Source organism: Salibaculum halophilum (genome assembly GCF_002094885.1).
Lineage (GTDB): Bacteria > Pseudomonadota > Alphaproteobacteria > Rhodobacterales > Rhodobacteraceae > Salibaculum > Salibaculum halophilum.
In genome coordinates, this window is the sequence record NZ_MSIT01000015.1 from 1 (window position 1) to 13,679 (window position 13,679).

Annotated in this window: 14 protein-coding genes and 1 pseudogene; 12 read left to right on the forward strand and 3 right to left on the reverse strand. The window is 69.8% G+C overall.

Annotated elements, in window-relative coordinates; all coding sequences use genetic code 11:
- Positions 1-431 (reverse strand): annotated as a pseudogene (locus tag BU124_RS10530) (efflux RND transporter periplasmic adaptor subunit); the annotation flags it as partial.
- Between the two features lie 247 nt (positions 432-678).
- Between BU124_RS10530 and BU124_RS10535 the strand changes: the two are divergent.
- The 3 genes from BU124_RS10535 to der all read left to right on the forward strand — a co-directional run bounded on the left by BU124_RS10535 (position 679) and on the right by der (position 4,269).
- The gene (locus BU124_RS10535) at positions 679-1,350 is read left to right on the forward strand and encodes a tetratricopeptide repeat protein (protein ID WP_084863542.1); all 672 of its coding nucleotides are present in this window, start codon (positions 679-681) and stop codon (positions 1,348-1,350) included.
- A gap of 85 nt (positions 1,351-1,435) precedes the next feature.
- Positions 1,436-2,755: an outer membrane protein assembly factor BamB family protein gene (locus BU124_RS10540; protein ID WP_084863544.1), complete on the forward strand. Its 1,320-nt coding sequence runs from the start codon at positions 1,436-1,438 to the stop codon at positions 2,753-2,755.
- Positions 2,756-2,802: 47 nt separating this feature from the next.
- A complete protein-coding gene (gene der, locus BU124_RS10545; RefSeq protein ID WP_084863545.1) occupies positions 2,803-4,269 on the forward strand; it encodes a ribosome biogenesis GTPase Der in 1,467 nt (488 codons plus the stop codon).
- 106 nt (positions 4,270-4,375) lie between these two features.
- Here der and BU124_RS10550 read toward each other — a convergent pair whose 3' ends face one another.
- Positions 4,376-5,089, reverse strand: coding sequence for a hypothetical protein (locus BU124_RS10550; RefSeq protein WP_084863546.1), 714 nt, complete (start codon positions 5,087-5,089; stop codon positions 4,376-4,378).
- A 49-nt stretch (positions 5,090-5,138) separates the two neighbouring features.
- Positions 5,139-6,431 (reverse strand): serine--tRNA ligase, encoded by a 1,293-nt coding sequence (gene serS, locus BU124_RS10555; protein WP_084863547.1) that lies wholly within the window; start codon positions 6,429-6,431, stop codon positions 5,139-5,141.
- A 234-nt stretch (positions 6,432-6,665) separates the two neighbouring features.
- Here serS and yajC point away from each other — a divergent pair, with 234 nt between their 5' ends.
- The 9 genes from yajC (at position 6,666) to BU124_RS10600 (ending at position 13,598) form a co-directional block, all read left to right on the forward strand.
- The gene (yajC, locus tag BU124_RS10560; RefSeq protein ID WP_084863548.1) at positions 6,666-6,947 is read left to right on the forward strand and encodes a preprotein translocase subunit YajC; all 282 of its coding nucleotides are present in this window, start codon (positions 6,666-6,668) and stop codon (positions 6,945-6,947) included.
- Between the two features lie 73 nt (positions 6,948-7,020).
- Positions 7,021-9,657 (forward strand): protein translocase subunit SecD, encoded by a 2,637-nt coding sequence (gene secD / locus BU124_RS10565; protein WP_084863549.1) that lies wholly within the window; start codon positions 7,021-7,023, stop codon positions 9,655-9,657.
- A gap of 30 nt (positions 9,658-9,687) precedes the next feature.
- Positions 9,688-10,407, forward strand: coding sequence for a sulfite exporter TauE/SafE family protein (locus BU124_RS10570; protein ID WP_245831669.1), 720 nt, complete (start codon positions 9,688-9,690; stop codon positions 10,405-10,407).
- Positions 10,408-10,410: 3 nt separating this feature from the next.
- Entirely contained in the window at positions 10,411-10,764 is a 354-nt protein-coding gene (locus BU124_RS10575) for an Mth938-like domain-containing protein (protein WP_084863551.1), read from the forward strand.
- 22 nt (positions 10,765-10,786) lie between these two features.
- Positions 10,787-11,404: a heme ABC exporter ATP-binding protein CcmA gene (gene ccmA / locus BU124_RS10580; RefSeq protein WP_084863552.1), complete on the forward strand. Its 618-nt coding sequence runs from the start codon at positions 10,787-10,789 to the stop codon at positions 11,402-11,404.
- A gap of 85 nt (positions 11,405-11,489) precedes the next feature.
- Complete coding sequence (gene ccmB, locus BU124_RS10585) at positions 11,490-12,146, forward strand: heme exporter protein CcmB (protein WP_084863553.1); 657 nt, start codon at positions 11,490-11,492, stop codon at positions 12,144-12,146.
- Between the two features lie 42 nt (positions 12,147-12,188).
- On the forward strand, positions 12,189-12,914 hold the full coding sequence (locus BU124_RS10590; RefSeq protein WP_084863554.1) for a heme ABC transporter permease: 726 nt from the start codon (positions 12,189-12,191) through the stop codon (positions 12,912-12,914).
- The gene (gene ccmD, locus BU124_RS10595; protein ID WP_084863555.1) at positions 12,911-13,072 is read left to right on the forward strand and encodes a heme exporter protein CcmD; all 162 of its coding nucleotides are present in this window, start codon (positions 12,911-12,913) and stop codon (positions 13,070-13,072) included. Before BU124_RS10590 ends, ccmD begins: the two co-directional genes overlap by 4 nt.
- Positions 13,065-13,598 carry a DsbE family thiol:disulfide interchange protein gene (locus BU124_RS10600; protein ID WP_084863556.1) on the forward strand — a complete coding sequence of 178 codons (534 nt, stop codon included), beginning with the start codon at positions 13,065-13,067 and terminating at the stop codon, positions 13,596-13,598. Before ccmD ends, BU124_RS10600 begins: the two co-directional genes overlap by 8 nt.
- The last annotated feature ends 81 nt before the right edge of the window (positions 13,599-13,679 follow it).

The window sequence follows — 13,679 nt, forward strand, 5'->3', positions numbered from 1 at the left end:
CGCGCCTCGGCCTCGGGGACGCGGGCCTGCGCCTCGGGCAGGCGGGCGCGGGCCTCGCGCAGACGGCCGCGCGCTTCCTCAAGGGTCGACTGGCGCGTGCCGGGGTCGAGCTCGCACAGCGGGTCGCCGGCCTCGACGAAGGCGCCCTTGCGGATCGGTTCCGAGACGACCTGGCCCGAGGTCTCGGCGGCGACGGTCACCTGCCGGGCTGCCTCGGTGCGGCCACGCAGGACGACGGCGCTGTCCACCGGCTGCGCCTGCGAGGTTTCGACCACCACGCTGACAGGGTCGGGCCCGGTTTCCGCGGCCGGGTCGCCGGTGTCTTCGGCGGTATCGACCTGGGCAATCGCCAGGACCGTCTCGCGCTCGAAAATCAGGAAATAGAGCGATACGGACACCAGCGCGGCGGTGAGGATCGGCATCAGGCGCATGAAAGGGTCTTTCCTCTGGTCGAGCGGCCATTGAACCCGGCCACTGTGTCCTTCTACGCGGCCAGCATCTGAACCGACCAGTTTAGTTTAGAAAAATTACGCCCGTGCCGCAAGGCGTCTTCTGCACCTGCGAAATGGACTGTAGCGGTGATCGCGGGGCTGGCGCCCTTGTCTCCGCGGCGGGCTTCGGGATATGAGAGGCGAAACGGGCACGTCCGCGCCACGCCGCGCGGCACATGGGGCAGGCATGAGCGACAGCGACAGTTTCATCACCGAGGTCACCGAGGAGGTCCGGCGCGACCAGCTTTTCCAGTATCTGCGCCGTTATGGCTGGATCGCCGTTGCGGTGGTGCTGGTGCTGGTCGGCGGCACCGCCTTCAACGAGTGGCGCAAGGCCGAGGCCCGCGCCGAGGCGCAGGCCCGGGGCGACGCCATGCTGGCCGCCATCCGCCGCGACGAGCCCGCGGCCCGCGCCGAGGCACTGACGGGGCTTGATCCCGAGGGGGCCTCGGTCGCGGTGTCCAACATGCTGGCGGCGGCCGAACTGCAACAGGCCGGAGACACCGAGGGCGCGGTGACCGCGCTCGAGGCCGTGGCCACCGACGAGGCCGTGCCCGCGATCTACCGTGATCTCGCCGCGCTCAAGGGGGCCATGGTCGGGGCCGGGGTCCGCGATGCCGAGACCCGCCGCGCCACGCTTGCCGGGCTGTCACGGCCCGGCGCGCCCTTCCGCATGATCGCGCAGGAGCAACTGGCGCTGATCGCGGTCGACGAGGGCGAGACCGACGCCGCCGTCGAGCAGTTTCGCGCCATCGCCGTGGACGCCGAGGCAACGCGGGGCTTGCGCGAACGGGCGCTGCAGATGATTGTGGCGCTGGGCGGCGAGATCGAGGATCTGGCGCTGCCCGGCGGAGAATGACCATGCGGCCCGGACCCCGCCTGGTGATTGGCGCGGGCCGGATCGGGCCGCGCGAAGGGGCCCGCGGCCGGGACAGGGGGAACGCGTGACTGTGAATCACTTTCTGGCGGGGCTGATCGCCCTTGGCACCCTGGCCGCCTGCGGCGAACAGGAGGAAATCCTGCCCGGCGAGCGGCTGGACATCCGCACCGACATCGACCGCCCGACGCAGGCCGCGGCGCCCTTTGCCAACCAGGCGCGCCCGATTTCCCTGCCCGGGCCGGTCGAGAACGCGGCCTGGACCCATCGCAACGGCACCCCCACGCACGAGATCACCCACCCGGCGTTGGGCCGGAGCCTGACACAGAGCTTTGCCGCCGACATCGGCGCGGGCGACAGCCGCCGCCACCGCATCACCGCCGACCCCGTCGTGGCCGGGGGGCGCATCTTCACGCTGGACGCGCGCACGCAGGTCGTCGCCACCTCGACGGCAGGCGACAGGCTCTGGGCGCGCGCGCTCGCCCCCGCTTCGGACCGCCGCTCCGAGGCCTCGGGCGGCGGGCTGGCCACCGATGGCGAGACGCTGGTGGTGACCACCGGCTTCGGCGAGCTGGTGGCGCTGGACCCGGAGACCGGCGCGGAGCGCTGGACCCAAGACCTCGACGCGCCGGGGACCTCGGCGCCGACCATCCGCGACGGGCTGGCCTATGTCGTCGCGCGCGACGGCCGCGCCTGGGCGGTCGAGCTGGAGACCGGCCGCGTCCGCTGGACGCTGGCCGGCACGCCCTCGACCGCGAATTTCGCCGGCGGCCCGGGGGCCGCGGTGACACAGGACCTCGCCGTTGTTCCCCTGCCCACAGGCGAAGTGCTGGGCGCCTTCCCGCGCGGCGGGCTGCGGCGCTGGACCTCTTTCGTGACCGGCCAGCGGCCGGGGCGGGCGGCCGCGTCAGTCGCGGACCTCGCCGGCGATCCGGTCATCGACGGCGACCGCGTCTATGTCGGCAATGTCTCGGGCCGCCTGGCGGCGCTGCGGCTGGCCGATGGCGAGCCGATCTGGAATGTCGGCGAGGGCGCGGTCGGCCCGGTCTGGCCCGCGGGCGGATCGATCTTTCTGGTCAATGACCTGGGCGAGTTGCTGCGGCTGGACACGGCCGACGGCAGCCCCGTCTGGCGGGTGGAACTGCCCGGCTTCGTCGAGAGCCGCGAACGCCGCCAGAGCACGCGGCACGAACATTACGGCCCGGTGCTGGCGGGCGGGCGGCTGATCGTGGCCTCGTCCGACGGGCAGATCAGGCAGGTCGACCCCGTGGATGGCGCGCTGATCGGCACCCTGGCGGTGCCCGGCGGGGCGACCTCGAACCCGGTCGTGGCAGGCGGCACGCTCTATGTGGTGACCAAGCGGGGGCAATTGCTGGCTTTCCGTTGAGCCGCAAAGGGTGTATCGGGCGCCTCTGATCCGATGGGGCATGCGTCATGAGCTTCACTCTCGCCATCGTGGGCCGGCCCAACGTGGGCAAGTCCACGCTCTTCAACCGGCTGGTCGGCAAGCGCCTTGCGCTGGTCGACGACCAGCCAGGTGTCACCCGGGACCTGCGCGAAGGCGAGGCGCGGTTGGGCGACCTGCGCTTTACCGTGATCGACACCGCAGGGCTGGAGGAGGCCACCGACGACAGCCTGCCCGGCCGGATGCGGCGGCTGACCGAGCGTGCGGTCGAGATGGCCGATGTCTGCCTGTTCCTGTATGACGCCCGGGCCGGGGTGACGCCCACCGATGAAGTCTTTGCCGACATCCTGCGGCGCACGTCGGCGCATGTGATCCTGGCCGCCAACAAGGGCGAGGGCCGCGCGGCGGACGCCGGTGTGCTTGAGGGCTATGCCCTGGGCCTGGACGAGCCGCTGCGCCTGTCGGCGGAACACGGCGAAGGGCTGGGCGAGTTGTTGGAGGTCCTCACGCCGCTGGCCGACGGATATGCCGCGCGCGCCGCCCGCGATGCGCCCGCCACGGACGTGGCGATCGACGACCCCGAGGCCGAGGCGGACCCGGACCGGCATCAACCGACCGACGCGCGGCCGCTGCAGGTGGCGGTTGTGGGCCGGCCCAACGCGGGCAAGTCCACTCTGATCAACCGGATCCTCGGCGAGGAGCGCCTGCTGACCGGCCCCGAGGCGGGGATCACCCGCGATGCGATCTCGCTGAGGATGGCGTGGGCCGGCACCCCGGTGCGCCTGTTCGACACCGCCGGGATGCGCAAGAAGGCGCGGGTGCAGGACAAGGTCGAGAAGCTGTCGGTCTCGGACGGGCTGCGCGCGGTCAAGTTCGCCGAGGTGGTCGTCGTGTTGCTGGATGCTGCCATCCCCTTCGAGCAGCAGGACCTGCGCATCGCCGACCTGGCCGAGCGCGAGGGCCGCGCCGTGGTCGTTGCCGTCAACAAGTGGGACATCGAGGCGGACAAGCAGGCCAAGCTGACGGGCCTGAAGGAGGCCTTCGACCGGTTGCTGCCGCAGTTGCGCGGCGCGCCGCTCGTCACCGTCTCGGCGAAGACGGGGCGCGGGCTGGACCGGCTGCAGGCCGCCGTGCTGCGGGCGCATGACATCTGGAACCGGCGGGTGACGACAGCGCAGTTGAACCGCTGGCTGAGCGGCATGGTCGAGGCGCATCCGCCCCCCGCGCCGGGCGGGCGGCGCATCAAGCTGCGCTACATGACCCAGGTCAAGACGCGGCCGCCGGCCTTCGTCGTGATGTGTTCCAACCCCGAGAAACTGTCCGAGGGCTACACGCGCTACCTTGTCAACGGGCTGCGCGCGGATTTCGACATGCCCGGCACGCCGATCCGGCTGAGCCTGCGCGGGCAGGGCGACAAGAACCCCTACAAGAACCGCAGGAAGTCCACCCCGTCGCGCCTGCGCAAGCATCTGGGCAAAGGCCCCGCCGACGGTTAGCGTGACCCCGCGGGGCGCTTCCGCGCGCTTTCATTCGGCCGAGTGGAGAGGCGACGCGCCGCCCCCGGCGGATGTGCAAGACGCGCCGGTGGTATCGTGGATATTTTCAGCCAGAAGACGCCCGCGGGGCCAGTGCGCCGACCCCGGCAAGGAGTGCGATGGCCAGCGCCGCGCCGAGGCTGACGGAGAGCGGATCGCTGCCATTGGCGACGATGATGCCGGTGAGCGCCCAGGCCAGGGTCAGCGCGTATTCCAGCCGCCGGCGCAGGGCCAGGAGCATCGCCAGCGCGGTCAGCGTCGCCCCGGCCAGGCCCAGCCAGGCCCAGCCAAGCGCCCCGGACAGCACGCCGTAGCCGGCCGCCGTCGACCCTAGCGAGACGAAGGCGGCCGCCGTCAGCCAGCCGGCGTAGACGGCGACCGGAGCATGCGCCAGCCAGCGGTCGTGGGGTGGGCTGCGCCGGACGGCCAACAGCGCCGTGCCGGCCATGGCGAAGATAAGACCGGTGGCCCAGACGGGACTGATGTTCGCGACCCACAGCCACGGCGTGCCGAGGGCCAGGCTGGCCAGCAGCGGCGCGCGCATTCGGTCCCAGGCGGGGTCCTCTGCCCGGGCCCAGAGGCCGACGCCCGCCGAGACCACCAGCCAGCCGTAGATCAGCCCCCAGATGGCGAAGGCGTAGCCCGCGGGCTGCACCGGCGGGTCGATCTGGGGGATCGGCAGTTGGTCTTCGCGAAAGCCCGAGAAGGGGGCTGTCACCAGCGGCGACAGCACGAAGGTCAGGGTGAAAAGGGCGGTCAGCAGGGCGCGGGGCTGTGTCATGCGCGGGGTGTCCTGTACTCAGGTGGGGCGTCCTCGGCGGCCGGCGCGCCTAGACAAGGGTGCCATCCGCCGCGACGCCCGTCTTGCCGCGCAGGTAGGGGTGCAGGGCCTCGGGCAGGGTGACCGCGCCGTCGGCCTGCTGGCCGTTTTCCAGCACCGCGATCAGCGTCCGGCCCACGGCCAGGCCGGACCCGTTGAGCGTGTGCAGGAACTGTGGCTTGCCGCCATCGGCTGGCTTGAACCGGGCGTTCATGCGCCGCGCCTGGTAATCGCCGCAGGTCGAGACCGAGCTGATCTCGCGGTAGGTGTTCTGCCCGGGCAGCCAGACCTCGATGTCGTGGGTGCGCCGCGCGCCCGCGCCCATGTCGCCGGTGCACAGGACGACCGTGCGGTAGGGCAGGTTGAGCGCCTCGAGGATGGCCTCGGCGCAGGCGGTCATGCGCCGGTGTTCGGCCTCGCTCTCGTCGGGGTGGGTGATCGAGACCATCTCGACCTTCTCGAACTGGTGCTGGCGCAGCATGCCGGTGGTGTCGCGCCCGGCGCTGCCCGCCTCGGAGCGGAAGCACTGGGAATGGGCGACATGCCGGCGCGGCAGGCTGTCGGCGTTGACGGTTTCGCCATTGACGAGGTTGGTCAGCGTCACCTCGGCGGTGGGGATCAGCCACCAGCCGTCGGTGGTGCGATAGCTGTCGTCGCCGAACTTGGGCAGTTGCCCGGTGCCATACATCATCTCGTCGCGCACCAGCACAGGGGTGAGGGTTTCGGCAAGGCCATGGTTTTCCACGTGAAAGTCCAGCATGAACTGGGCCAGCGCGCGGTGCAGCCGAGCCATGGCACCCGACAGCACCACAAAGCGGCTGCCCGAAAGCTTGGCGGCGGTCTCGAAGTCCATGCCGGGCCGGGCGGCGGCGATCTGATAGTGCTCCAGCGGGGTGAAATCGAAAGCACGCGGACTGCCCCAGCGCTTGATCTCGACGTTGTCCTCCTCGTCGGCGCCGTCGGGAATGTCTGCGGCCGGCAGGTTGGGCAGGCGCATCAGCAGGTCGGTCAGCTGGGCGTCCTCGGCCTTGGCCTCGTCCTGTAGGCGGGCGATATCGGCCTTTTTATTTGAGACCTCGGCGCGCAGCCGCGCGAATTCGGCGTCATTGCCGGCGGCCTTGGCCGCGCCTATGGCCTTGGCGGCAGCGTTGGCCTCGGCCTGGGCGGTCTCGGCGGCCCGGATTTTCGCGCGGCGGGCCTCGTCGATGGCCAGGATCTGCGCGGAGACCGGCGCCACCCCGCGACGCGCCAGGGCCGCGTCGAAGGCATCGGGGGTGTTTCGGATCGCGCGAATATCGTGCATCGGTCTGGTCCTTCGGTTGGATGGCGCGCTCGGTATGCCCCATTCCGCGGTGGCGGGAAAGGGCGGCCGGGGCCGCGAGACCGCGAAATCCGGCTCGAGAAACCCACACGCATTGCACCCGGCGGCCGTTTGCCCCATATCCCCATGCAAGCTTGCGCGGGGGCGTTGCACAGTCACCCGGCGCGTTCTACCCAGACGACCGGCCCGCCGGGCCATGCAACGAGAGGACACCCGATGGAAGCGCTCGCCCAGTTCGTGCCACTGCTGCTGATTTTCGCGATCATGTATTTCCTGCTGATCCGGCCGCAGCAGAAGAAGCTCAAGGATCACCAGGCCATGGTCAAGGCGCTGCGCCGCGGCGACCAGGTCGTCACCCAGGGCGGGCTGATCGGCAAGGTCACCAAGGTCAAGGACGACAACGAGCTCGAGGTCGAACTGGCCCAGGGCGTCAAGGTGCGGGTGGTGCAGTCGACCATCTCGCAGGTCCTGAGCAAGACCGAGCCCGCCGAGGGCTGACAGCCGGGGCCAGCGCGGCCCCGTTTTCACGTTCAAAAGGGGGTCGGTCGCGGCCCGGCAGGGACACAGGCCTATGTTGCAGATCGATCTTTGGAAACGCGTCGCCATCTGGCTGATGGTGCTGGCCGGGGTGATGCTGGCGCTGCCCAATGCCTTCTACAGCCGGGTCGAGCAGTCCAACGATGCCGAGTCGGTCATCGCCGAGGGCATCAGCGACGAGGAACTGCGCCAGCAGGCCGCGCAGTGGCCCGGGTTCCTGCCCGACGGGCTGGTGAACCTCGGGCTCGACCTGCGCGGCGGGGCGCATCTGCTGGCCGACGTCAATGTCGCCGACGTCTACGAGCGTCGCATCAACGCGCTGTGGCCCGAGGTGCGCGACGTGCTCGCCGCCGAGCGCGAGACCCTCGGTTTCGTCACCCGTGTCGAGGACGCGCCGCCGGGGCAGTTGCACGTGCGCATCTCGAACCCCGAGGCCATGCCGCGGGCGCTGGAACTGGTGCGCGGGCTGGCCGAGCCGGTTCAGTCGCTGACCGGGGCCACGGCAACCGACCTGGATGTTCAGGCCCGCGACGGGGTGATCGTGGTGCAGCTGTCCGAGGCCGAGAAGGCCGCCAGCGACGACCGCACCGTGCGCCAGGCGCTGGAGATTATCCGCCGCCGGATCGACGAGGTCGGCACCCGCGAGCCCAACATCCAGCGCCAGGGCGCGACCCGCATCCTCGTGCAGGTCCCCGGCGTGGGCAGCGCGCAGGAGGTCAAGGACATCATCGGCACCACCGCGCGGCTGACCTTCCACCCGGTGGTCAGCCGGACGGCCAACGCCGAGGCCAGCCCCGGGGCGGGCAACATCCTGTTGCCCTCGCTGGATCAGGAGGGCGTCTTCTACATCGTCGAACGCACGCCCGTCGTCTCGGGCGAGTCGTTGGTCAATGCCCAGCCGACGATGGACGAGAACAACAGCCCCGCGGTGAATTTCCGGTTCGACACCTCGGGCGCGCGCGCCTTCGGCGATTACACCGCAGACAACATCGGCTCGCCCTTCGCCATCGTGCTGGACGACGAGGTGGTCAGCGCCCCGGTGATCCAGAGCCATATTCCCGGCGGGTCGGGCATCATCACCGGACAGTTCAGCGTCGAAGAGACCACGGAACTGGCCGTGCTACTGCGCGCCGGCGCCCTGCCGGCCGAGCTGACCTTCCTCGAAGAACGCACCATCGGGCCGGAGCTGGGCCAGGACAGCATCGAGGCGGGCACGATCGCCTGCATCGTCGCCTTCATCGCGGTGCTGATCTACATGGTGCTCAGCTACGGGCTGTTCGGGGTCTTCGCCAATGTCGCGCTGATCGTGAACCTGGTGCTGGTCTTCGGCGCGCTTAGCGTGCTGGGCGCGACGCTGACCCTGCCGGGCATTGCCGGGATCGTGCTGACCATCGGCATGGCCGTGGACGCCAACGTGCTGGTCTTCGAGCGCATCCGAGAAGAACGCAAATCGGCCAAGGGGTCGGCGCGGGCGATCGAGCTGGGCTACGAAAAGGCGCTCTCGGCCATCGTGGACGCCAATATCACCACCTTCATCACCGCCTGCATCCTGTTCTTCATGGGGGCGGGGCCGGTGCGCGGCTTTGCCGTCACGCTGGGGCTGGGCATCCTGACCTCGGTCTTCACGGCGATCTTCCTGACGCGCCTGCTGATCGTGATGTGTTTCGAGCGCAAGCGCCCGAAACAGCTCTTTGCGGGCAAGTACCTGCGGCTGGTCAAGGAAGGCACGGCCTGGGATTTCTTCGGCCGCGCGCGGCTCTGGCTGGGGCTGTCCTCGGTGCTGGTGGTCGTGGCCGTCGTCAGCTTCCTGTTGCAGGGGTTGAACTACGGCATCGACTTCAAGGGCGGCACGACGATCCGCACCGACAGCCCGCAGGCCGTGTCAGTGGCCGAGTATCGCGACGCGCTGGAACCGCTGGGCCTCGGCGATGTCACCATCACCGAGGTGTTCGATCCCACCTTCGGGCCGGATCAGAACGTCAAGACCGTCTCGATCCAGGCCCAGGAGGGCGAGGAGAGTGTCACCAACGAGACGATCAGCACCGTGCAGGGCGCCCTGCAGGAGATTGATCCTCAGGTCAGCTTCCCGTCGGTGGAATCCGTGGGGCCCACCGTTTCGGGCGAGTTGATCCAGACGGCGGCCATCGCCGTGCTGCTGGCAATTGCCGCGGTGCTTGTCTACATATGGATGCGCTTCGAGTGGCAGTTCGCCCTCGGCGCGGTGGCCGCGCTGGTGCATGACGTGGTGCTGACCCTGGGCATCTTTTCCGAGTTCCAGATCAAGTTCGACCTGGCCATCATCGCGGCACTGCTGACCATCGTGGGCTATTCGCTCAACGACACGGTGGTCGTCTTCGACCGGGTCCGCGAGAACCTGCGCAAGTACAAGAAGCGCGACCTCAAGGACGTTCTCAACATCTCGATCAACGAGACGCTGAGCCGAACCTTCATGACCTCGCTGACCACGCTACTCGCACTGATCTCGCTCTACGTGCTTGGCGGCGACGTGATCCGCGGATTCGTCTTCGCGATGATCTGGGGCGTGATCGTGGGGACCTATTCCTCGGTCTTCGTGGCCTCGACGGTGCTTCTGGTGCTGGGCGTCAAGCGCGACTGGTCGAAGAAGGACCCCGGGCAGGTGGCCAACCAGTTCGGCAATGTCGACGCCTGATGGCCCCGCGCGGGCCGGGCGGGCACCGCGGTGATCGATCCCTGTCTCATGGGAACCGCCCTGATCGCCGGGCTTGTCTACGGATTTACCGGCTTCGGGGCGGCGCTGATCTTCATGCCCGTCGCCCTGCTGGTGGTGGACCCGGTCGTCGCCGTCGCCGGGTTCGCGCTGGCCGGGCTGGGCGCCATGGCTACGGTCGTCCCGCAGGCCTGGCCGCAGGCGGACAAGCGCGCGGCACTGACCATGCTGGCTGCCGCCGTGGCGCTGGAACCCGTCGGGGTCTGGGTGCTGCGCACCACGGACCCCACGGCCCTGCGCTGGGCGGTCTCGGCCGTGGTGCTGGGCACGCTGGCCGCGCTGCTGTCGGGCTGGCGCTATCGCCAGAGCCCGGGCCTGCCCGCTTGGCTGGGCGTGGGCGCGGGCGTGGGGTTTCTGGGCGGATCGGTGGGCCTGAACGGACCCGTCCTGGTGCTGTTCCAGCTGGGCGGGCCGGATGCCGCCGCGCGGACGCGGGCCAATGCCATCGTCGTGCTGTCGCTGTCGACGCTGGCCCTGCTTCCGATCATGGCCCTGCAGGGCGTCATCACCCGCGAGACCGTGCTGCTGGGTCTTGTTCTGCTGCCCATATACGCGCTGGGCGCCTATCTTGGCCGACGGCTTTTCAATCCCGGCCGGGCTGGCCTATACCGGGGCACGGCCTACCTGCTGATCGGGGCGGCCGGGATCATGGGACTGCCGATCTGGGGGTAAAACATGCGCATGAACGAAGTTGTTTTCGACGAGGCGCAGCCGGTTGACGGCTACGGCCCCGGGTTTTTCCGCATCGGCGGCGAGGTGCATCAGGGCGCGGTCCTCGTCTCGCCGCGGGGGGTCGCGGCCTGGGCAGGCCTCGACGCGGTCGATCCGCTGCTCGACCTGGCCCCGGTGATCGACGTCCTGCTTGTCGGGACCGGGGCCGAGATCGCGCACCTGCCGCGCGGCATGCGGACCCGGTTGGAAGAAGCGGGCATCGGCGTGGAATTCAGCGCCTCGCCGGCCGCCTGCCGGACCTACAATGTCCTGCTGGCCGAGGGGCGCCGCGTCGGTTTGGCCCTGTTGCCCGTCTGAGCGGTGCGCTATCGGTGCCGCGATGAGTCTGCACGTTGAAAACCTGGGCGTGGCCCGCGGGGGCCGCCCCGTGCTGGAAGCGGTCAGCTTCGACTGCGCCCCGGGCGAGGCACTGGTCCTACGTGGCCCCAACGGGGTGGGCAAGACGACGCTGCTGCGCACCCTGGCCGGTCTGCAGCCGGCCATGTCCGGTGACATCACCCTGCCCGAGGACAGCAGCGCCTACGCCAGCCATGCCGACGGCATCAAGGCGCAGCTGAGCGTGACCGAGAACCTGGCCTTCTGGGCCGCGGTCCATGGCGGCGCGCTGGACGAGGGCGTGCTGGCTGATTTCGACCTCGCCGCCCTGCGCAGCCGGCCAGCAGGCACGCTCAGCGCCGGGCAGAAACGCCGCCTCGGGCTGGCCCGGCTGGGTGTGATCGGGCGCAGCGTGCTTTTTCTGGACGAACCCACCGTGTCGCTTGATGGCGCCGCGGTGAAGATGTTCGCGGACTGGCTGCGCGACAGGCATCTGGGGCAGGGCGGGATCGCGGTGATCGCCACCCATATCGACCTCGGGCTGGAGGCGCCGACGCTGGACCTGAGCCCCTATGTCGCCGCCCCCGACGCGGGTGGCGGCAGCGACGAGGCCTTCCTGTGAGGGGCGCGGCGTCGATCCGGCGCGCGCGGCGAACCGCAGCCGGGCCGCCCCCGGTTCGGCGCGGGCGCCGGATCGGGGGCGGCCGGTGATCGCCCTTCTCAAACGCGACCTCGCGCTGGCGGTGCGCGCGGGCGGTGGCTTCGGCCTCGGCCTGGCGTTTTTCTTGATCGTCGTGGTGCTGGTGCCCTTCGGTGTCGGCCCACAGGCCGAGGTGCTGGCGCGCATCGCGCCCGGCATCCTCTGGGTGGCGGCGCTGCTGTCGGCGCTGCTGTCGCTCGACCGCATCTTCGCGCTGGACTTCGAGGACGGCGCGCTGCCGTTGTTGGCGACTTCGCCGCTGCCGCTGGAGGCGGTGGCGCTGGTCAAGGGGCTGGCCCACTGGATCACCACCGGTTTGCCGCTCACGCTGGCCGCGCCTGCGCTGGGCTTCCTGCTGAACCTGGACCCGGCCGCCTATGCCTTCCTGCTGGTCTCGCTGGCGGTCGGCACCCCGGCGCTGTCGATGATCGGCACCTTCGGCGCGGCGCTGACGGTGGGGCTGCGCCGCGGCGGGCTGCTGATGTCGCTGCTGGTGCTGCCGCTCTACATTCCGACGCTGATCTTCGGGGCCGAGGCCGTGCGCCGCGGGGCCGACGGGGCTTCGGCCGCGACGGCGCTTGTCCTGCAGGGCGGCATCACGCTGGGCACAGTTGCGCTTCTGCCCTTCGCCACGGCGGCGGCGCTGCGGGTCAATCTGCGGTGAAGAGACATTGAGCCGCCGCGCGCGAGAGGGTAGATAACAAACATGTCGGTCTGGGAATATGCCAACCCCAAGAAATTTATCGCCACCACCACCCCGGTCCTGCCGTGGGTGATGGGGGGGGCTGCCGTGACCCTGACGATCGGGCTCGTCTGGGGGTTCTTCTTCACGCCCGACGACTATCGCCAGGGCAGCACGGTCAAGATCTTCTACCTGCACGTGCCGGCGGCGATGATGGCGATCAATATCTGGGTGATGATGCTTGTCACCTCGCTGATCTGGCTGATCCGCCGCCATCATGTCAGCGCGCTTGCCGCCAAGGCCGCCGCGCCCATCGGCATCGTGATGACGCTGATCGCGTTGTTCACCGGCGCGGTCTGGGGCCAGCCCATGTGGGGCACGTGGTGGGCCTGGGACCCGCGGCTGACCTCGTTTCTGATCCTGTTCCTGTTCTACCTCGGTTACATGGCGCTCTGGACCGCGATCGAGGATGACGACACCGCCGCCGACCTGACCAGCGTGCTCTGCCTTGTCGGGTCGGTCTTCGCGCTGCTGTCGCGCTATGCCGTGAACTTCTGGAACCAGGGGCTGCACCAGGGCGCCTCGCTGTCGCTGGACGCCGAGGAGAACGTCGCCGATGTCTTCTGGTATCCGGCGCTTGTCTGCATCGCCGGTTTCGTGCTGCTGTCCGTCGGGCTGGTGATCCTGCGCACCCAGACGGAGATCCGGTTGCGCCGCGCCCGCGCCCTGCAGGCAAGGATGACCGGATGATCCCCGACTTGGGCAAATACGCGGTTGAGGTTCTGTCGGCCTACGCGGTGTCGATCCTGCTTGTGCTGGGATTGGTCTGGATATCCGTGCGCGCGGCCCGCCGGGCCCGCACCTGGCTGGAGACGGTCGAGCGGCAGAAAGCGGGGCGCGATGGCTAAACCGCTGATGGTCATCCCCCCGGTGGTTTTCGCCGCGATCGCGGGGCTTTTCGCCTATACAATGCTGAGCGGCGACACCGACGAACTGCCCACCGCGCTGGCCGGGCAACCCGCCCCGGTGACCGAGGTCGCCCCCCTGGGTGACAAGATCGTCCTGACCGATGCCATGCTGCGCGACGGCGAGCTCAAGCTGGTCAATTTCTGGGCCAGCTGGTGCGCGCCCTGCCGGGTCGAGCACCCCAACCTGACGGCGCTGGCCGACGACGGATTGCCCGTCTACGGTGTCAACTACAAGGACAAGAACACGAACGCGCTGGCCTTCCTGCGGGAACTGGGCGACCCCTATGCCGCGTTGGGCACAGATCCCGACGGCGCCATGGCGCTGGACTGGGGCGTCTACGGCGTGCCCGAAACCTTCCTCGTCGATGGCGACGGCACCATCCTGACGCGTGTGGCCGGCCCCGTGACCCGGCGCTCCATAGAAACCCGCCTGCGCCCGGCGATCTCGGAGGCGCGCGCCGAATGATGCCGCGCAGGGAAAGGGGCGTGTCGCGGATGCTGGCCGCGTTGCGCCGCGACGACCCCTGATCGGGCCAGGTCAACGTCG